This window comes from Flavobacterium sp. ARAG 55.4 (assembly GCF_051846875.1).
GTDB classification, from domain to species: Bacteria; Bacteroidota; Bacteroidia; order Flavobacteriales; family Flavobacteriaceae; genus Flavobacterium; species Flavobacterium plantiphilum.
Genome location: NZ_JBPYCT010000002.1, coordinates 342902 through 363014 on the forward strand (window position 1 = coordinate 342902; position 20113 = coordinate 363014).

Genomic DNA, 20113 nt, shown 5'->3' on the forward strand with positions numbered 1-20113 from the left:
TTTAGCTTTTTAATTTTCTGATACGATATAAATCATGTCGGCGGTCTTTTAATATTTTAACGCTTCCGTGTTCGTGGAGCTCTTTTAATAAATCCAGATCAACATCAACAATCAATGTCATTTCGGTGTTTGGGGTTGTTTCGGCTTTCACTCCATTACTTGGAAAAGCAAAGTCAGAAGGAGTAAAAACAGCTGTTTGCGCATATTGAATATCCATATTATTTACTTTAGGTAAATTCCCTACACATCCCGCAATAGCAACATAACATTCGTTTTCTATTGCCCGGGCCTGAGCGCAATGTTTGACGCGTGTATAACCGTTTTGTGTATCCGTCAAAAAGGGAACAAATAGAATATTCATGCCTTCATCGGCCATTAATCGGGAAAGTTCAGGGAATTCAACATCATAACAAATTACAATTCCTATTTTTCCACAATCAGTATCAAAGGTCTGGATACTGTTTCCGCCTGTTATTCCCCAATGGAAAACCTCATTTGGCGTGATGTGAATTTTAGTATAAGTTTCATAGGTACCGTCCCTTTTACAAAGAAAACCGGCGTTGTACAAAGTGCCGTCTACCAGATGCGGCATGCTTCCGGTAATAATATTAATGTTGTAGGCAATGGCTAATTCCTGAAAACGTTTCCTTATAGGTACGGCATATTTTGCTAATTCCCGGATAGCATCTGCTTCAGAAAGGTGATTGTAATCAGCCATCAGAGGGGCAATAAATAATTCAGGAAATACAGCAAAGTCACTGCCATAACCTGAAACAGCATCAATAAAAAACTCTGATTGTTCAAACAATGCTTCTAAGTCTTTTAAGGGACGCATTTGCCATTGAATTAATCCTAAACGAATGACACTTTTTGTCGTATTGATAATCTGCGGACTTTCATCATAATAAATGTTGTTCCATTCTAATAGTACCGCAAATTCTTTAGATTTTTTATCTCCTTCGAGATAATTTTTCATGATTCGCATCACGTGAAAATCATTACTCAGCTGAAAGGAAAGTACCGGGTCATGAATTTCTTTTCTTTTTACCTTGTCAATATATCCTTTAGGCGTGAGTTCTTGTGCATACTGACCGTAATTAGGAATTCTGCCTGCAAATACAATAGATTTCAGATTCAGTTGTTCACAAATTTCTTTTCGTGCGTCATACATTCTGCGGCCTAAGCGTAAACCTCGGTATTTTGGGTCCACAAAAACATCAATTCCGTAAAGCACATCTCCATTGTAAGTATGCGTCGAAAAAGTGTAATTTCCTGTGATTTTAGCATAATCATGATTTTTATCTACTAAATCTTCAGGAACAATCAGGGACAATGCTGAGCCTACCACAATATCATCTACCAGAATCACAAGTTGGCCTTCGGGAAAAATTTTAAGTAATTTTTTAACCTCAGATTCATTCCAGTAATTATCGGCCATCTCAGGATAAGATTCCATCATTGACTTTTTTAATTCCTTATAATCTTCGATTTTTAAATTTCGTAGTTCTACTTTATTAATTTCAGCTTGCATAAATGTGTTGATTTTCTGCAATGTACAAAAAATATTATCCGTTTACAAACGTTTACAATTATTTACAACCGAAAGTAATTAGATAGTAACCGAATAATTCATCACAACGGTTGCAACTTTGTCCCATCGGAATGAAACAAACTGTTTTCGATACTATAAGCCAAAAAGTCTGAAACGAGTTCAGATAATAACAATTAAATGATATACGCCATGAATGCATTAAGAAACAAAGTACAGTTGATCGGACATTTAGGAAATGATCCTGAAATCAAAAATTTTGACGGAGGTAAAAAATTAGCCAATTTTACCCTGGCGACAAATGAAAGTTACAAAAATGAAAAAGGAGAAAAAGTAGAAGAAACGCAATGGCACAGAGTTGTGGCATGGGGTAAAACGGCTGAAATTATTGAAAAATATGTAACTAAAGGAAAAGAAATTGCTGTTGAAGGTAAATTAACACATCGCACCTATGATGATAAAAACGGAGAAAAGCGTTATGTTACCGAAGTAGTGGTTACCGAATTACTTTTATTGGGAAAATAGCTGAATTGAATTAAAGAACCGAATTTTTTAAAAGCAGAAAACCCATCTCGATGTAAAAAAAAAGAGATGGGTTTTTGTATATATAAAATTAGGCTACTTTTTTAATCAAATCATGCATAGGGCAACGTTTGCAACGCTTGCTTTCTGATTTTTTGAATTTTTCGCAACAAGAAGATTTACAGTTTTCCACTTTTTTGATGACAACAAGAGCTTCTTTTTTCTTTTTGTCTTTCTTTTTTTTCTTCTTATCCTTTTCTTTTTCTTTCTTGCCCACTTTCTATCCGTTTAATAACGAGACAAATATAAAACAAAAAATATTATTTTTATATATTCTAAATAAACTTTAACTTTTTTTATTTTGGATTGATTGCAACAGAACTGGTTACTGTTATTTGCTGAATGTCACGGTCAAACAAGTACAAACCTCCTTTGTCATCACCAATCAGATTAATTTTATCCAAAATTGTTTTAGCAGTAGCTTCTTCTTCTATTTGTTCCGAAACATACCATTGTAAGAAATTATGCGTCGCATAATCTTTTTCAGAAAAAGTGATGTGTACCAGTTCATTAATGGAGTTTGAAACAAAAGTTTCATGCTCATACAATGTTTCAAACATTTCTTTGAAAGTAGTGTAGGATGTTTTAGGTGCTTTTAAATCAGTGATTTGCGAGTGACCGCCACGTTCATTTACATATTTGATTAATTTAAGCATGTGCGCACGCTCCTCATCTGACTGTGCATACATAAATTGCGAAATCCCTTCTAAACCGTTTACTTCTGCCCAGCAGGCCATTGATAAATAAGTTTGAGAGGATTCTGCTTCAATACGGATTTGCTTATTTAATGCTGCTTCTATATTTTTTGATAACATAACGATAAGTTTTTTTATTTAACGTGATGTAAAGGTACTTAAAAAGGCAGTGAAAAATCTTTCAGGGAATCAATTTGATTTCTATTTGGCAATAGTTTTAATCTATTCTATATCTTCCAAAACTAAAGAAAATCGGGCTTTGCGTTTTTTAAAAATCAAAACCATCAGTAAATTTTCGCATTACATATTTTTTTGCTTTGACATCATAATAACCTAAAACATAATAGTCTTTAAGTTTAAAGCTGTTGCTTAAAACTATTTTCTTGTTTTTACTTAAAAAATAAGACAGTTTATCAAGTGCAAGTGGTGATTGATTACGGGTAACAAGTTCCAGATTTTGATTCAGAATACCCTCAAAATAAGCATATTTAAAATGATAAATTTCCGGGAAATCTATATCAGAAAACTCGTCATCAAGGAAACTGTTATGAAACCTATTAGCCTGAATAAGTTTTCCTTTATCTTCTGTCATTGGAATTCCACCTATAGAAATATAAGTATTTCTTTTAGTATTATAAACGGTCACTCCTATGTCTAAATCATTCAGATGCTGTAAAAATCGTTTTGGTTTTTTAATGTCTTTCGGTTTTCGGGAATCTTTTTGAATGAAAAGGGGAATGTTGTTAAAGTCTTGATCACTTTCGTTTAAAACACTATTCTTTTTTAGAATTTGACCCGAGTTAAAATCTTTTATTTCCAAAGTGAGTTCGGATTCGCCTGCAGTAATCTGATACAGTTTTCCGAGGTGATAAAAGGAATTACTCTTTTTCTTTACATCCTGAAGAACAGATTGTGAGAAGTTCTTTTCGGTTAAATGACCATTTTCCAAATTAAGATCAAATGCCTGCGTATTTTTAGGGGTATAATCTAAAGTCAGTACAATGTGGTTATTCTGAATATAAATTTTACTTTTTTGAGCCGTTTTCTCCAGCAGATTATAATCATTAATATCTATTTTTTCCATTGGATACGCCTTAGTAATGGTATTAAACGTTTGCATTTTACCATTTTTATCCTGAAAAGTAAATGAGGATAAATCAAAAACTTTCTTGGCGACTTTAGGTTCCTCAAAACTGTAGACAATCAATGCCTGCATCATGCGATGCTGTGCCAGAATATGAAAAGAATTATTCATCTGGAATGTTGTTATAACAGATTCATTAACAGGTAATTTTGTGCTGTAAAGGGTGTGCGTTTTGTTTTCTAAATTAAATTTTAAAGTTAAAATAAAAGCTAATGGAGCTTTTTTGCCAGGTAAATTAGGGGATAGATAAAGGTTTGGATTTCCATCTTTGTTAAAACTACAGCCGGTTAATTGTACGTTTTCTAAATTTTGCAGCGGAAAGACATATTCACTATTTAAAAATAAGGCCCGATTGTATTTTAGAATCGTAATTTTCCCGCTGTCCTTTATAAAAACAAATACTTCGTGGGTATTTTCATTTTCAACATGCAGAATTTGATTGTTTTTATTAGAGTAATTAGATGTGGCGGAGACAACGATTTGATCGAGAGATCTTAGGCGCTCAAAATTTAATTCTTTATCATTTCCTTTAGGATTGTTTAAGCTAATAGGATAGGAGTTGAGAACCGTTTGACAAAACAGTACTGATGAGCAAAACAGAAATAAAAAAAGGAATGATTTTTTCATGAGTTTTTACTTTCAAAAATCATTCCAGATTTTTTAATGTTCTATTTTTTTTAAAATATCAGTAATTTTTTCAATTGTACTAAAGTTTTGGTGCTTTACTTCATGGTCTATTTTTTCATGTGCCCAAGTGGTATGAAACGGTACATGAGCTGCATGTCCGCCAATAGCTAATACCGGTAAAACATCAGATTTTAGGGAATTTCCAATCATATAAAATTCAGATGGATTAATTTCCAGACGTTTAATCAAATCCAGATAATCCTGTTCCTGTTTGTCAGACATCACTTCGATATGATGAAAATATTTTCCTAATCCCGAATTGTGCAATTTGCGTCTTTGATCTAATAAATCGCCTTTGGTGGCAACCACTAATTTGTATTTACCATACAACGCTTCCAGAGTTTCTTCGACTCCGTCTAAAAGAACAATAGGTTTGTCTAATAATTCTTTTCCGTATTGAATAATTTTGGCAACAACCTCAATTGGAATCGTATTGTTCGAGATGGTCATAGCTGCTTCAATCATTGAAAGAATGTAGGCTTTAATTCCGTAACCGTATATGGCTAAATTTTTTATTTCAATTCTGAAAAGCTCTTGGGAAATACTTTTGTGTGACAGGTAATCACTCATTAAGTCACAAAATTTTTCCTCTGTTTCCAGAAAATAAGTTTCGTTAACAAATAAGGTATCGTCGGCGTCGAAAGCAATAACTTTAAAAGGCATATAATTTATTTTATTTTTTTAACCCAAAGTGGCTGATTGTAAAAAGTGATTCTTATTCCTAAAAGTAAAAAAATACCGCCAATAATCATATGCCAATTTATATTTTCATCTAAAAATAGCCAGGCCATAAAACTTGCTAAAATAGCCTGACCTAATAAACTGACAGAAATTCGGGTGGCTCTTAAATGTTGTGTCGCATAGCTAATGAGAAGCCAGGCGGTTAATTGACACACAGCTCCCTGAACAAATAATACAAGCCAGGCGGTAGTAGAAAAACCGGTAAAAGTTTCCTTAGATACCCAGCATATTAACCCCAGAAAGAGACTTGCAGCAATTAATACAATTGTCATAAAAGAGAGAATTTCTATTTTAGACAAAACATTTTTACTGATTAATAAGTAATTCGCATATAGAATTCCGGATAAAACAGCGAGGAAAAATGCAGTGTCAAAATGAAATTGGCTAATGGTTTCAAACCCCATAAAAATTATCATCCCGAAAAGGGCTACAACAGTTCCAATCCAGAAATTTAGCGCAGGTTTATTTTTTAAAAATAAAAATGAAGTTATTCCGAGCCAAAGCGGCGACAAATTAGATAATAAAGTGGCTTGCGTAGCAGTTGATTCCTGAATGGCAATATTCCAGACCGCAATATCCGTTGCAAAAACAATTCCGCAAAGAACAGCGGAAATGAGGTTTTTAAGGGTTGGTAACTGAAATTTTTTGAAAATGATTACATAAGGAAGCAATAACAGTGTCGCTATAAACATCCGGTAAAAAGCCGAAATCAGTCCATTCGTTAAATGCAAGCGAACCAGAATAGGGAAGATTGAAATACAGACAATACCTAAAACTAAAGCTAATTGCGGTTTGTTAATTTTCATTTTGTTTACAGAAAATAGTTTTGCTTACAATTAGTATGTCATTCATCTCAAGTGCAAAAAAAAGTTTATTTTACCGCAAATTCGCAAATTATTTTTTCAAAACTTTAAAAAGAAAATTTGCGAATTTGCGGTTAATATTTTTAATTTATCGTTTCTCCATTCCCAACACCATCAGTATCCGGATTTACAAAAACCAGTTTTCCTTCGGCATTATTAGTCATCAGAATCATTCCCTGACTTTCAACACCTCGTAATGCTCTTGGAGCCAGGTTGACTAAAACAGTCACTCGTTTCCCAATGATATCTTCCGGTTTAAAACTTTCAGCAATTCCAGAAACAATCGTACGAACATCAATACCGGTATCTACTTTTAATACCAATAATTTATTGGCTTTTGGCATTTTCTCTGCTTCTAAAATCGTTCCTACACGCAAATCCATTTTGGCAAAATCCTCAAACTTAATCAAGTCTTTCTGAGGTTCTGCTTTTTTGTTTTCGGCAAGGTTCGCCGTTTTAGTTGCTTCCAGTTTGTCTATTTGTTTTTGAATTTCTTCATCTTCAATTTTAGCAAAAAGCAATTCGGCAGCACCAATTTGGTGTCCGGCAGCTAATAAGTCTGAAGTTTCAGTAATAGTATTCCAACTTACTTTAGATTCTATATTTAAGATTCTGGATAATTTTGTTGCTGTAAACGGCAGGAAAGGTTCGCAAAGTGAACTTAAAGCAGCCGCAATTTGCAAAGCCACATACATCTGCGTTTGTACGCGTTCCGGATTGTCTTTAATTACTTTCCAAGGCTCTTCGTCAGCCAAATATTTATTTCCTAAACGAGCCGCATTCATCATTTCGCCCAAAGCTTCACGGAAACGGTAACGCTCAATAGAACTTGAAATCACCGCAGGATAGGCTTTTAATTCGGCTAATGTTTGTTCGTCAACTTCCGAAAATTCGTTTGGAGCAGGAACAACACCGTTGTAATATTTATTGGTTAAAACCACCACACGATTGATGAAATTCCCAAAAATCGCTACTAATTCATTATTATTTCTGGCCTGAAAATCTTTCCAGGTAAAGTCGTTGTCTTTAGTTTCCGGCGCGTTGGATGTCAATGCATAGCGCAACACATCTTGCTGATTTGGAAATTCTTCCAAATATTCATGCAACCAAACGGCCCAGTTTTTAGAAGTCGATAATTTATTCCCTTCTAAGTTCAGGAACTCATTGGCAGGAACATTGTCAGGCAAAATATAATTTCCTTCCGCTTTTAACATCGCCGGGAAAATCACACAGTGAAACACAATATTGTCTTTCCCGATAAAGTGAACCAACTTGGTTTTTTCGTCTTTCCAGTATGGCGTCCAATCTTTTCCTTCTTTCGCAGCCCACTCTTTGGTGGACGAAATGTACCCAATAGGTGCATCAAACCAAACGTATAATTTTTTTCCTTCGGCACCTTCCACAGGAACATCAATTCCCCAATCTAAATCACGAGTTACCGCACGAGGCTCTAATCCACCGTCGATCCAGGATTTTACCTGTCCGTAAACATTAGGTTTCCAGTCGTTTTTATGTCCTTCCAGAATCCATTCTCTCAGGAAAGCATCGTATCTGTCCAATGGCAAAAACCAGTGTTTTGTTGATTTCAAAATAGGTGTTTCTCCTGTAATAGTCGATTTTGGATTAATCAAATCGGTAGCATTCAAAGTCGAACCACACTTCTCACATTGGTCGCCGTAAGCTTCTTCGTTACCGCATTTTGGACAAGTTCCCATCACAAAACGGTCTGCCAGAAATTGATCCGCTTTTGCATCGTATAATTGCTCAGTTACTTCTTCAATAAAATCACCGTTATCATATAATTTCTTAAAAAATTCCTGAGCCGTATCATGATGAATCTGAGCCGAAGTTCGAGAATAATTATCAAATGCAATTCCAAAATCCGAGAACGATTTACGGATAATACCATCGTATTTATCAATTACTTCCTGAGGTGTAATCCCCTCTTTTTTGGCTTTCATCGAAATAGCAACGCCATGTTCGTCGCTTCCGCAAACAAACAAAACATCTCTCCCCTGCAAACGCAAATAACGCGAATAAATGTCCGCAGGAACATAAACTCCCGCCAAATGCCCTATATGTATGGGTCCGTTAGTATAAGGTAAAGCCGCCGTAATGGTATATCTTTCTGGATTCTGTATCATGATTCAATTTTATTGCGTGCAAAAATAAGGAATCCAATTTTATTTGGAGCTATTTCCTGCTCCCGAAACTTCGGGACATTGCAATCTTTCTATTTTTAAAGAAAAAAGTAAAAGGATTTTCACTGTTATCGGGGCTAGGGATTTGGAGCAGTAAAACATTTGTTATTCTTGAGAAGAATAAAAACTATATTTTTTTAAGATTAATTGTTTTTAAAGTAATTCATCTCCTGTCCAATTGGATAATTCTGGATTGTTGTCTTTGTAGAGTCTTGTTGATTTTACTAGTTTTTGAATTTTATTACTAATTTCCGCAGGTAATTCTTCTCCAGTAATTACGGTATATCCAATTTTAATATCTGAATGATATGGATTGTAATCAGTTGATTCTGTTTTAGGTGTGTAAATAATGTCAGAATCGGATTTTCTAATGTCTAATGCATTTATAACTGCAAAACCAAAATAATTTCTATTAGTATTCTGCATTTTTATAGCAATCTTTTTTAAGAAATTAGCATTTGTAAAATCTAGTCTATTTACGGAAATTTCGTCATATCCTGCAGGAGGTTTGTAGCAATTTGACTTTAATTTTCCTGTATTAGGATTTACATTTATAGGTGAAAATATAAATCTACTTATTTTTTCAGAATCGGATATTTCTGAAGGAATATTTGGAGCTTCAGTCGTAACTGTTACAGGGAGATTAACGAAAGTTCTTTTTCTAAATCGCTTTAATAAACGTAGAAAGTAATTTAGAATTTTCTTCATTTATGATCTGTTTGTTAAAGTATTTAGTTTCAATAGAATTATATTCAACATAGTATGAAAAAGTAGAGTTTCCAATCTCCAAAAAAACAGTTTCGTCTTGCTCATTATACCATTCAAAAGTTATTGTTCCATTTGGATTAGGATAAAAATCTTTAACAGAAGAGGCTGAGTCATCTCCAATTAAATCTAATAATTTAATTGCATTTGAAGCACTTTTAATCTCTAATGGAATAGAATTAAATCCGTCCCAATTGTTATTCAAACTTTTAAATGACAATATGTTTTCAATAATAGAGTATTTAGAATTAAAATTTTTATTTAAAAAATTAATTCTATCAACATAATTAGATATTTCATTTCCAATTTTTTGAGAACATTCTATGGATTCCTTTGTAGCATTGTCAAAAACTTTATAATTATTAAAGTCATTTGATTGAGCCAAAACAGATGTTCCTATAAAAAGTGAGGTTAATACAATATTGCCTCTTAAACCAAAACCTTTGTTTTCACGAACATTATTTGAAAAGTCATCCTGATTTATATAATCAAAAGTATTGATTAATAAATCGTCTTCTAATATTTCTATACTATCCATTATTTAATAAATTTTTAGTATTATCATTAATAACCCAATTAAAAACGTTAAATATTTCATCGTTAATTTTATTTGATTCAGTCAAAATTGTCTCTAATAAAATTTCACTTTTATTTATTACTTCAATGTCAATAATTAATTGACCTCTTTCGTTATTTAGTTGTGGTAAAATATTCATTCCGTATTTTAAATTTAAAAAATAATTTTCATTTACGAAATTAACTGAATGAATATTATGATTTATATTATTCATATTTGGAAAAGCATCATTGTTGTTAATCAATGCTTTATTTAATAAAAAGTCTAAAATACCATTTGGATTGTCATTATTTTTGAATTCAACAATATTAATTTTTCTAATGGAAAATTTATTTACCTTTTTAATGTCACAAATTTTTAAAAATTTAAGGATAGTTTGTAAATCATCCAAAATAGAATCGTATTTGGTGTAAACACTTCCTTCTACGGAAAAATTTAAAGAGGATTCAGTGATGTTAATATCTTTTTGACCATCAATAGACTTTAAAATTATATTATCCCCTTCTTCGATGTGTTGAAAATTAGTTTTTTCCTTATCAATTGAAATTTGAAAACCTTTTCCTTTTCCCAAATTAAATCTTGGAAAAGTGTCTTTAAATAAAGTTTCTATTTTTTCAGAATTGTCTTTTAAATTTTTACAAGAATTATATTCAATTTGAAAAAAAACTTTTCTTAAGAAATTTTTTTTATATTCTTTTCTCTCAACAGGTTGAAATCCAAACACTTTTTTTGTTTTTTTAAGTTGTAGTTTATATTTAAATTATTATGTCAAATTAATGAAATCTTTATCAAATACTGTGCAAAAGTACAAAATTAATTTAGACAAATGTGTAAACTAATTTTTAGTACATGACAATCCTCTTAGGAGAATTTATAATCTAATTCTTTCTATCAATTATTGTTTATCTTTGCCAACAGATTTAAAGAAAATAAATCATGCCCAAAGGACCTGAAAAAAACACCAAAAACAAGGCTTTACACACCAAATTATTGAATCGGAAAAAGGCTAAACTACAAGAAGAAAAAGCAGCAAAAGCAGCACGAATGAAAGCTTTGGTTGCCAAAATGAATCAGCAAAAGAAAAATAACGAATCTAATGCTGAATAAATTTTAACTTTAAACAAGCTGCATAATTTGTGGTTAAAAATGTTTTAGCTACTAAAACTCCAAAAAAAATCCGTGCTAATCTGTGAAATCCGTGGCAAAAAAAACGAAATTTGCTGACAAACTCCTTTAAAAAATCTCAAAATGGAATTCGGAAGCATTATTATCTCAGAAAACGCAGCCAATAGCGAAAACCCTCAAGACGTAATCAATTCTAATATTTCGGTTATCAACCTGATGCGTGAGGAAAAAATTGACGATGAATTCATTCACGAAGATGCTTTAATGAGTTATTACCTGGATTATTATGTGGCGCAACATATCGAAGGCAACTTTGCACAATTTGTTTACAAATCGGGCTGGAATAAAGAACTGAACGAATTAATAGAAGAAGGCTTGCAGTTAATTGGTGCCGAAAAGCATTTGGAATTATTCCAACAACAAGCTAAAAAAGTCCGCTTAATGAGCAGCGTAAAGCTCAACAAATTCTTAAATGGAAAACTGGAAGGCGTAAATCCAACAAGAGATTTACTCAACAGCGATACTTTCTTCGAACTGGAAGAAAACCTTATGGAACTTAATGCTGCATTTTTATTAAACCATCCCGACACTCAGGTACTTTCGGTGGATGCTATGTTTGAACTTTTAGAAGATTATTTAGGTCGCGAAATCAAGAGAATGTAATAGATTAATTCAACGCTGTCTCCAAATATTGCAGCATTTGTTAGGATACTTTCAAAATAAGTATATTTTTGTAATACCTGTTAGTTATAAGTCCTATAGAAAAATGTAGTTGGTTATGGAGATTCTAAATCAATTTTTAAAATTATTTGTATTAGACATCCGCAATGTAATGGGATTGTTGTTTTGGGGAAATTTCGCTCTGGCAACACTTGTTTTTACTTTTCGATTCACACTCAGTAGTAAGGATACTAAAACCCATTTATTGGTATTTGGTTTTTCTAAAATTTTTCAATCTTTTGCCTGGTTAGCATTTTTTCTCAGAACGGACACCGTTACATTCAATCCTGTAAATATTATTATTCCCAATACTTTAGTTTTTGGAAGTTATTATCTGGAATCTATAGCAATGCTTATGATGGTGAATAGCTCTAAAAAAGCCTATCGGATACAAGCCGTACTTTTTGCTGTTATGTTGTCTGCTTTTTATTTGGCAGTATGGTGTGAGGCGGCAGCTAATATTCGGGTAGCACTAGCTTCGTTTGTAATTTTTATAATGCTGATAATACCTGCTTTTCGATTTTTAACCGAAACCAGAAGCAGTATGTTTAAAAAAATACTGGGTTTTAATTATTTTATTCTGTTGATTGCAGTGATTTTCAGAATCATTTATCCTTTTTTTAAAACTTCAACAAGCCTTTATTCTGTTGATCCCGCACAGCAGATTATATTTTTAATCATATTTCTGATGATGATTATAAGCGGAGTAGGATATTTGCTTTTACTACAAGAAGAAAAAGAATTGCAGGTTAAGAAATTACTCGAGGATAAAAACAGATTTTTTTCAATTATTGCGCATGATTTAAAAGGCCCCTTTAATGGGATTATTGGACTTTCGGAATTATTATTAGAAGATGAGACCCATACTAATTATAAAGAAACCAATGAATATATAAAGTTAATTCATCAGTCTTCCAAAAGTGTGTCTTCGTTGCTGGATAATCTTTTAACGTGGGCACAATCTCAAACAGGAAGTCTTGGATTTAATCCTCAAAGAATAGAAATCAGTCCGGTGATTGATAAAGCAATCCATCTGCTGGCGAATGTTGCTAAGAATAAAAACATAACCATTCATTCTGAAATTACAGCTCGGGAATATGTTTTTGCGGATAAAAATATGTTAGAAACGATCTTTAGAAACCTAATTTCCAATGCTATAAAATTTACTGAAACTAATGGAGAAGTAGTGCTTTCTATGACAAAAGAAAATAATGGGCTGGTATTTTCGGTCAGGGATAATGGTATTGGTATTGCTCCTGATAAAATGGCGGCTTTGTTTGCAGTTGATCATCTGCACACAACTGCAGGAACGAATGATGAAACCGGCACAGGATTAGGATTGATGTTGTGTAAAGATTTTATAGAAAAACATGGCGGTGTTATATGGGTGGAAAGTGAGCCAGGAAAAGGAAGTGATTTCAGGTTTAGCATCCCGGATTCCATTTAATTCTGCTAACACTTTTTAATGCTCCGGTTACATACAAAGTCAAGTGAGACTTGGCGAATATCAGTGAAAGGCTGCTCTGGTTTTGAGAAATAGTTTTTTCGTCAAAACTTTGTCTTAGAAGTCTCAAACATTTCCTTAAATTTGCTACCGTTATTAGAAATTTTATAGTTATAAAAATCCAACTATGTTACAAATTGCATTTATTAGAGAGAATCAAGAAAAAGTAATCCAAGCTTTGGCCAAAAGAAATATGGATGCCAGAACAGTTGTGGAAGAAGTGGTAGAACTTGATGAGCGTCGTCGTGCTACGCAAGTAGAATTAGACAACATCTTAGCTGAATCTAATAAATTGTCCAAAGACATCGGGGAAATGATGAAAGCAGGTGAAAAAGCCAAAGCTGCCATCCTAAAAGAAAAAACGGTTACTAATAAAGAAAAAAGCAAAAAGCTAGCAGAAACAGCTGATGCTATCGCTGCCGAACTTACTGAAAAATTATACACTTTACCTAACCTACCGGCTGATATTGTTCCCGAAGGAAAATCAGCAGATGACAACCTGAATGTTTTTGAAGCAGGCGAAGTACCTGTTTTACACGAAGGAGCACAACCGCACTGGGAATTGGTAAAAAAATACGATATTATTGATTTTGAATTAGGAAATAAAATCACAGGTGCAGGATTTCCGGTTTACAAAGGAAAAGGAGCGCGCTTGCAACGAGCCTTAATCAATTATTTTTTAGACAAAAATACTGCTGCCGGTTATAATGAAGTACAGGTGCCTCATTTTGTAAACGAAGCTTCGGCTTACGGAACGGGACAATTGCCGGACAAAGAAGGGCAAATGTATCATGATGCTACCGATAATTTATATTTAATCCCAACGGCTGAAGTTCCGGTAACCAACTTGTTCAGAGATGTAATTTTGAACGAAAGTGAATTCCCGATTCTAACTACAGCTTACACGCCATGTTTCCGTCGTGAAGCAGGTTCGTACGGAGCGCATGTACGTGGATTGAATCGTTTGCACCAATTTGATAAAGTCGAAATTGTACGTGTGGAACATCCTGAAAAATCATACGAGGCTTTGGAAGGAATGGTAGAGCATGTAAAAGATATTTTGAACGAATTGAAATTACCATACCGAATTTTACGTTTATGTGGTGGCGACATGGGGTTCACGTCAGCTTTAACTTATGATTTTGAAGTGTTTTCTACAGCGCAGGATCGTTGGTTAGAAATTTCTTCAGTATCTAACTTTGAAACTTTTCAGGCCAATCGTCTAAAATTGCGTTTCAAAGACAAAGACGGAAAAAACCAATTAGCGCATACCTTAAACGGAAGTTCATTGGCTTTGCCTAGAGTTTTAGCAGGAATTATAGAAAACTACCAAACTACGGAAGGAATCGTAATTCCAGAAGTATTGCGTCCGTATTGCGGATTTGATATTATAAACTAACTTTTGTTTGTTTTCATGTACCGCAAATTCGCAAATTATTTTTTAAGTTTAATAAAAATAAAATTTGCGAATTTGCGGTAAAATATTTTCGAAATAAATCGAATAATGAAAAAACTATTTCTACATATCGCCTTGTTTTTTTCATTGATTTGTTTTGCTCAAAACGAGCAGTTAGCACAGTATTATTATGACAAAGGCGATTTTGAAAAAGCAAAAATCAGTTACGAGGAATTGTTAGAAAATGTTCCTCAGAACATGCAGTATTTTCTACGCACAATAGATTGCTACCAGCAATTACAACAATTTGATATTGCAGAAAAGGCAATCCAAAACCGATTGACTAAATACAATCAAGGCAGTCTTCTGGTCGAATTAGGCTATAATTACCAATTGCAAAAAAAAGATGTTAAAGCTAAAAGCTATTACGAGCAAGCTATAGAACGCATTCGAAAAAATCCCAATGAAGTTTACGGAATTGCGAATTCTTTTGAACGAAAAGTACAACTAGAATATGCCTTAAAAGCCTATCAGACAGCTACTGAAATTCAGCCCAATTTTAATTTCAATTACCATCAAGGGCTGATTTACGGACAACTGGGCAATTTTGATAAAATGATTGTTACTTTTCTGGATGAAGCCTATGCTAATCCTCAAAATTCGATTGTGATTCAAAATCAATTGTCGCGTTTTATGACCGATGAAGCCGATGCTACTTTTAGCGATGCTTTGCGAAAAGCCTTGATTTTAAAGGTTCAAAAAAGTCAGGATTTGTTTTGGAATCATTATTTGAGTTGGTTTTACGTGCAGCAAAAAGAATTTTCGAAAGCCTTTATTCAGGAAAAAGCCATTTACAAACGTAATCCTGAGTCACTTTCAGGTATTTTAAATTTGGCAAATTTAGCCATTGAAGAAGGTAATCAGGAAGTGGCTAAAGAAATCTTAGATTTTGTTATTGAAAATACTAAAGATTTACAACTGTTAATTCAGGCGCATAGTTATTTAATTGATTTAAAAATCAAAAAAGCCAGTGAAAAAGATTATGTAAGCATTAATCAAGAAATTGAAGCTTTGTTGAAGGAATTTGAAATAAACCCTTTTACCTTATCTTTGCAGCTGATTCAGGCGCATTTTGTAGCATTCAATTTAAAGAAACCAGAGCTGGGAAGGGAAATCATAAAAAAAGCTTTGGAATTACAATTGAATAATTATGAAACGGCTCAGGTCAAAATGGAATTGGCGGATATTTTGCTTTTGGAAGAAAAGTACAATCAGGCATTATTGTATTATTCACAAATTGAAATGGACTTAAAGAATGATGCCGTAGCACATGAAGCCAGTTTAAAAGCTGCTAAGACGAGTTATTTTAAAGGTGATTTTGCCTGGGCATTGAAACAATTTAAAGAATTGAAATCGGCAAACACACAGTTGATTGCTAATGATGCTTTAGAATATTTTTTATTGATAAATGACAACACCGTTGCTGATTCTACCCAAACAGCATTGAAGGCTTTTGCTAAAGGGGATTATCTGTTATATCAAAACAGAAATCAGGAAGCTGTTGCGCAGTTTCAATTGGTTTTAAATTCCTTTAAAGGAGGCGAAATTGAAGCGGTAACGCAATTGCGACTGGGTAAAACTTTTGAAAAAATGGGTGAATATAATTTGGCTTTAAGCCAATATCAATCTATAATGGATCATCACAGCGATGGAATTTATATTGATGAAGCACTGTTTTTTTCGGCTGAAATCTATAGTAAAAAAGTAAACGAACCTGAAAAAGCAAAACCATTGTATGAGCAGATTATTTTTAATCATCAGGACAGTATTTATTTTGTAGAAGCCAGAAAGAAATTCCGAGAATTAAGAGGAGATAAAAACTTATAATAAAGTTTAATCGGTTAAACGAATCAACGGTTAACCGATCAAACCGTTAACCGATTAAATAAAATCAACAATGATAATATATAACATTACCACTAACATACACGAAAGCGTTCACGATCAATGGATGATCTGGATGCAACACAAACATATTCCGGAAATGCTGGCTACAGGCAAATTTACCTCGGCCCGGTTGGTTCGTGTTTTAGTTGAAGAAGAAATGGGAGGCATAACTTATTCTATTCAGTATACTACAGACAGCAAAATAACTTTAGAACGATATTATAAGGAAGATCAGGCACGTTTTCAGGCAGAAGCAATGAAATTATTTGCCGATAAAATGTTGTCTTTCAGGACAGAATTAGAATTGGTTTCCGAGTTTTTTCAGAATAATTAAAATAATATTAGTCTCTTAGCAGATAAAGAGCTAATTAATTCAGCCTAAAATGGATAAAGTAAAAGCTAAAAAACACCTCGGACAGCATTTCTTGAAAGATGAAAGTATTGCAAAGAATATTGCAGATACTTTGAGTTTGGAAGGTTATGAGGATGTATTGGAAATAGGACCGGGAATGGGTGTTCTGACTAAATATATGCTGGACAAAGCGGTCAATACCTATGTGATTGAAATTGATACGGAATCAGTGACTTATCTGGAAGCCAATTATCCAAAATTACACGGAAAAATCATTTCTCAGGATTTTTTGAAATACAATATCAACGAAGTTTTTGAAAACAAGCAATTTGCTGTCATTGGAAATTTTCCGTACAACATTTCGACTCAAATTGTATTTAGAGTTTTAGAATTCAGAGATCAGATTCCGGAATTTTCGGGCATGTTCCAAAAAGAAGTCGCAGAACGCATATGCGAGAAAAAAGGAAGCAAGGCTTACGGAATTTTATCTGTTTTAGCTCAGGCATTTTATGATACCGAATATTTGTTTACAGTAGATGAAAATGTTTTCAATCCGCCGCCAAAAGTAAAATCGGGTGTGATGCGTATGCGCAGAAAAGAAGATTACAGCTTGCCTTGTAGTGTGAAATTATTTTTTACAGTGGTAAAAACGGCCTTTCAGCAGCGTCGTAAAACTTTACGTAACAGTTTAAAAACATTCAGTTTATCGGATAATTTAAGAGAAGATAGTATCTTTGACCTTCGTCCGGAGCAGCTGGATGTCGCACAGTTTATCGAACTTACTCAAAAAATAGAAGCCGATGGAGTTTAAAATCAGCAAGGAATTAATACAGGAAGTAAAAGAACTTATTGAGGCAAAAAACGACCATAAACTGGAAGTAATCCTTAATGATATCCACCATGCTGATATTGCTGAAATTCTGGACGAACTTGATTTTGATGATGCTACCTATATTTTTAAAGTTTTAGATAGTGATAAAACAGCAGAAATTCTTCTGGAATTAGAAGATGATTTGCGGGAAAATATATTAAGCAGGCTTTCGCCTAAAGAAATTGCAGAAGAGTTAGATGAACTGGAAACTAATGATGCTGCCGATATTATTGCTGAACTTTCGCAGGAAATTAAAGCAGAAGTAATCTCTGAATTACAAGACGTTGAACACGCTAAGGACATTGTAGACTTACTTCGTTATAAGGAAGATACTGCGGGTGGAATCATGCACAAAGAATTGGTTAAAGTCAATGAAAACTGGAACGTACTAACCTGTGTCAAAGAAATGCGTATTCAGGCCGAGAATATCTCCCGTGTACATTCCATTTATGTAGTGGATGATGAAGACCGTTTAAAAGGACGCTTGTCGTTAAAAGACTTACTGACTACTTCTACCAAAACTGCTATTAGCGACGTGTACATTCGAAAACTCAATTATGTAAATGTGGATGCAGAAGATGTTGAGGTCGCCCGTATCATGCAAAAATACGATTTAGAGGCTATTCCTGTAGTAGATGAACTGGGACGCTTAGTGGGGAGAATTACCATAGATGACATTGTAGATGTAATCAAGGACGAAGCCGATCAGGATTACCAGCTGGCAGCAGGTATTTCTCAGGACGTTGAAGCCGATGACAGCATCATGGAATTGACTAAGGCGCGTTTGCCGTGGTTAGTTTTAGCATTATTAGGAGGGTTTATAACCGTGCGAGTTTTGGGATTATTTGAAGGCGCGATGTTAGAACATGGTAATCTGTTCTTTTTTACACCACTAATTGCAGCGATGGCTGGAAATGTGGGCGTACAATCTTCAGCAATTATTGTACAGGGTCTGGCTAATGATACTTTAAGCGGTTCGTTATTCAACCGATTGGTTAAAGAAGTTTCGCTGAGTCTATTAAATGGGATTATCCTTGCCAGTATTTTATTCGTTGGGAGTCATTTTTTTCTGAACGTAGAAATGGTGATAGGTCTTATTGTGACTATTGCTCTGGTTTCAGTAATTGTAATAGCTTCCTTAATTGGTACTTTTATTCCGTTATTACTGGATAAATTCGGGATTGATCCGGCTCTTGCAACGGGACCGTTTATTACAACGAGTAACGATATCTGCGGAATCTTAATTTATTTTTCGATTGCCAGAATGATTTTAGGTTTTTAAAAAATTAGAAGATAATAAAATAAAGAATATATGAATATACATATTATAGGAGGGGGGAATTTAGGAGCTGCTATTGCATTAGGAATGGCTAAATTCTCCACGGAACATCAGATTACTGTAACAAGAAGAAACACTGCGAGTATTCTCTATTTGGAAAAATTAGGCGTTACCGTTTCTTCGGATAATAAACATAACATACAGCAGGCCGATATTATTATTCTGACTATTAAACCATATCAGGTAGATACGGTTTTAGCTGAAATTCTTCCTGTTATTTCAAATAAAATAATTGCTTCGGGAGTAAGCGGATTATCTATTGAAGCACTTCAGAGTAAAATTGGCGAAGACCATCAGGCCATTCGCATTATGCCCAACATTGCAGCACAATACGGCGCATCAGCAACTTGTATTTCTTTTAATGAAAAACATGCAGAGCAAGGAGAAAAGTTAGTAACTATTTTCAAAGATTTAGGAACAGCTCCGGTAATTGACGAGAAATTAATGGATGCTGCTACGGTTTTAGCTGCCAGCGGAACTGCTTTTGCTTTGCGATACATCCGAGCGTCTATGCAGGCAGGAATCGAAATAGGGTTTGACTGGAAAACAGCATTGGCTATTTCGGCACAAACAGTAAAAGGAGCTGCCGAAATGGTTATGGAAGAACAAATTCATCCGGAACAATTAATCGACAGAGTGACTACACCACAGGGTTGTACCATTGCAGGATTGAGCGAAATGGAATCGCACGGATTCAGTTCGTCATTAATCCGAGGAATTAAAGCAGCAGTAAAGAAAATTAAAGGAGTTTAAATTCTTTCTTTAAAAAATACAAAAAGGGCTTCTCAGTGATTTGAGAAGCCCTTTTTTGTTGTTATAATTAACTTGTACTATTTGCGAAAGCACTAAATTATTATCTTATATTTAAACATATGAAATTTAATTTTATTCGGAATATCATTTGTAATACAATTTTTATATATTTGAAACAAATTAAAATTGTTCTTTTGGTATGGCAGCATAAATCAGAAAAGAATGGATTAATTTATAAACATTTGTTATAAATAGGTAATGATAATTCCAAAGTTAAGTTAAGAATTTTTTTTGCAAAATAA

General features: G+C 33.7%; 20 protein-coding genes. 10 read left to right on the plus strand and 10 right to left on the minus strand.

Annotation, left to right across the window (positions count from 1 at the left end; genetic code table 11):
• Position 1 precedes the first annotated feature (1 nt).
• Positions 2-1531, minus strand: coding sequence for a GNAT family N-acetyltransferase (locus tag ACSV4D_RS03635; protein WP_439227188.1), 1530 nt, complete (start codon positions 1529-1531; stop codon positions 2-4).
• A 210-nt stretch (positions 1532-1741) separates the two neighbouring features.
• Between ACSV4D_RS03635 and ACSV4D_RS03640 the strand changes: the two genes are divergently transcribed.
• Positions 1742-2074, plus strand: coding sequence for a single-stranded DNA-binding protein (locus tag ACSV4D_RS03640; protein ID WP_408080606.1), 333 nt, complete (start codon positions 1742-1744; stop codon positions 2072-2074).
• 88 nt (positions 2075-2162) lie between these two features.
• Here ACSV4D_RS03640 and ACSV4D_RS03645 read toward each other — a convergent pair whose 3' ends face one another.
• From ACSV4D_RS03645 to ACSV4D_RS03685, 9 genes are all read right to left on the minus strand, one after another.
• On the minus strand, positions 2163-2348 hold the full coding sequence (locus ACSV4D_RS03645) for a hypothetical protein (RefSeq protein ID WP_408080608.1): 186 nt from the start codon (positions 2346-2348) through the stop codon (positions 2163-2165).
• Between the two features lie 79 nt (positions 2349-2427).
• Entirely contained in the window at positions 2428-2946 is a 519-nt protein-coding gene (locus ACSV4D_RS03650; RefSeq protein WP_408080610.1) for a ferritin, read from the minus strand.
• A 148-nt stretch (positions 2947-3094) separates the two neighbouring features.
• The gene (locus ACSV4D_RS03655) at positions 3095-4597 is read right to left on the minus strand and encodes a hypothetical protein (protein WP_439227189.1); all 1503 of its coding nucleotides are present in this window, start codon (positions 4595-4597) and stop codon (positions 3095-3097) included.
• 33 nt (positions 4598-4630) lie between these two features.
• Positions 4631-5320, minus strand: coding sequence for an HAD family hydrolase (locus ACSV4D_RS03660; protein ID WP_408080614.1), 690 nt, complete (start codon positions 5318-5320; stop codon positions 4631-4633).
• A 5-nt stretch (positions 5321-5325) separates the two neighbouring features.
• Positions 5326-6204, minus strand: coding sequence for a DMT family transporter (locus ACSV4D_RS03665; RefSeq protein WP_439227190.1), 879 nt, complete (start codon positions 6202-6204; stop codon positions 5326-5328).
• 140 nt (positions 6205-6344) lie between these two features.
• Positions 6345-8405: a methionine--tRNA ligase gene (gene metG / locus ACSV4D_RS03670; protein WP_439227191.1), complete on the minus strand. Its 2061-nt coding sequence runs from the start codon at positions 8403-8405 to the stop codon at positions 6345-6347.
• A 210-nt stretch (positions 8406-8615) separates the two neighbouring features.
• Positions 8616-9170: a hypothetical protein gene (locus ACSV4D_RS03675; protein WP_439227192.1), complete on the minus strand. Its 555-nt coding sequence runs from the start codon at positions 9168-9170 to the stop codon at positions 8616-8618.
• Positions 9124-9765: a hypothetical protein gene (locus ACSV4D_RS03680; RefSeq protein ID WP_439227193.1), complete on the minus strand. Its 642-nt coding sequence runs from the start codon at positions 9763-9765 to the stop codon at positions 9124-9126. The genes ACSV4D_RS03675 and ACSV4D_RS03680 overlap by 47 nt, the downstream gene beginning before the upstream one ends.
• Entirely contained in the window at positions 9758-10528 is a 771-nt protein-coding gene (locus ACSV4D_RS03685; protein ID WP_439227194.1) for a TIGR04255 family protein, read from the minus strand. Before ACSV4D_RS03685 ends, ACSV4D_RS03680 begins: the two co-directional genes overlap by 8 nt.
• A gap of 212 nt (positions 10529-10740) precedes the next feature.
• On the opposite strand from ACSV4D_RS03685, the gene ACSV4D_RS03690 reads away from it, so the two are divergent.
• The 9 genes from ACSV4D_RS03690 (at position 10741) to proC (ending at position 19811) form a co-directional block, all read left to right on the plus strand.
• Positions 10741-10911 carry a hypothetical protein gene (locus ACSV4D_RS03690; RefSeq protein WP_439227195.1) on the plus strand — a complete coding sequence of 57 codons (171 nt, stop codon included), beginning with the start codon at positions 10741-10743 and terminating at the stop codon, positions 10909-10911.
• 141 nt (positions 10912-11052) lie between these two features.
• The gene (locus ACSV4D_RS03695) at positions 11053-11592 is read left to right on the plus strand and encodes a DMP19 family protein (protein ID WP_439227196.1); all 540 of its coding nucleotides are present in this window, start codon (positions 11053-11055) and stop codon (positions 11590-11592) included.
• 115 nt (positions 11593-11707) lie between these two features.
• Entirely contained in the window at positions 11708-13096 is a 1389-nt protein-coding gene (locus ACSV4D_RS03700; RefSeq protein ID WP_439227197.1) for a sensor histidine kinase, read from the plus strand.
• Positions 13097-13280: 184 nt separating this feature from the next.
• Positions 13281-14552, plus strand: coding sequence for a serine--tRNA ligase (gene serS / locus ACSV4D_RS03705; protein ID WP_439227198.1), 1272 nt, complete (start codon positions 13281-13283; stop codon positions 14550-14552).
• A gap of 105 nt (positions 14553-14657) precedes the next feature.
• Positions 14658-16436 carry a tetratricopeptide repeat protein gene (locus ACSV4D_RS03710; protein WP_439227199.1) on the plus strand — a complete coding sequence of 593 codons (1779 nt, stop codon included), beginning with the start codon at positions 14658-14660 and terminating at the stop codon, positions 16434-16436.
• A gap of 70 nt (positions 16437-16506) precedes the next feature.
• Positions 16507-16830 (plus strand): DUF4286 family protein, encoded by a 324-nt coding sequence (locus ACSV4D_RS03715; RefSeq protein ID WP_439227200.1) that lies wholly within the window; start codon positions 16507-16509, stop codon positions 16828-16830.
• A 49-nt stretch (positions 16831-16879) separates the two neighbouring features.
• Positions 16880-17659 carry a 16S rRNA (adenine(1518)-N(6)/adenine(1519)-N(6))-dimethyltransferase RsmA gene (gene rsmA, locus ACSV4D_RS03720; protein WP_439227201.1) on the plus strand — a complete coding sequence of 260 codons (780 nt, stop codon included), beginning with the start codon at positions 16880-16882 and terminating at the stop codon, positions 17657-17659.
• Complete coding sequence (mgtE, locus tag ACSV4D_RS03725; RefSeq protein ID WP_408080634.1) at positions 17649-19001, plus strand: magnesium transporter; 1353 nt, start codon at positions 17649-17651, stop codon at positions 18999-19001. The genes rsmA and mgtE overlap by 11 nt, the downstream gene beginning before the upstream one ends.
• A gap of 30 nt (positions 19002-19031) precedes the next feature.
• On the plus strand, positions 19032-19811 hold the full coding sequence (gene proC, locus ACSV4D_RS03730; protein ID WP_439227202.1) for a pyrroline-5-carboxylate reductase: 780 nt from the start codon (positions 19032-19034) through the stop codon (positions 19809-19811).
• Positions 19812-20113 lie beyond the last annotated feature (302 nt).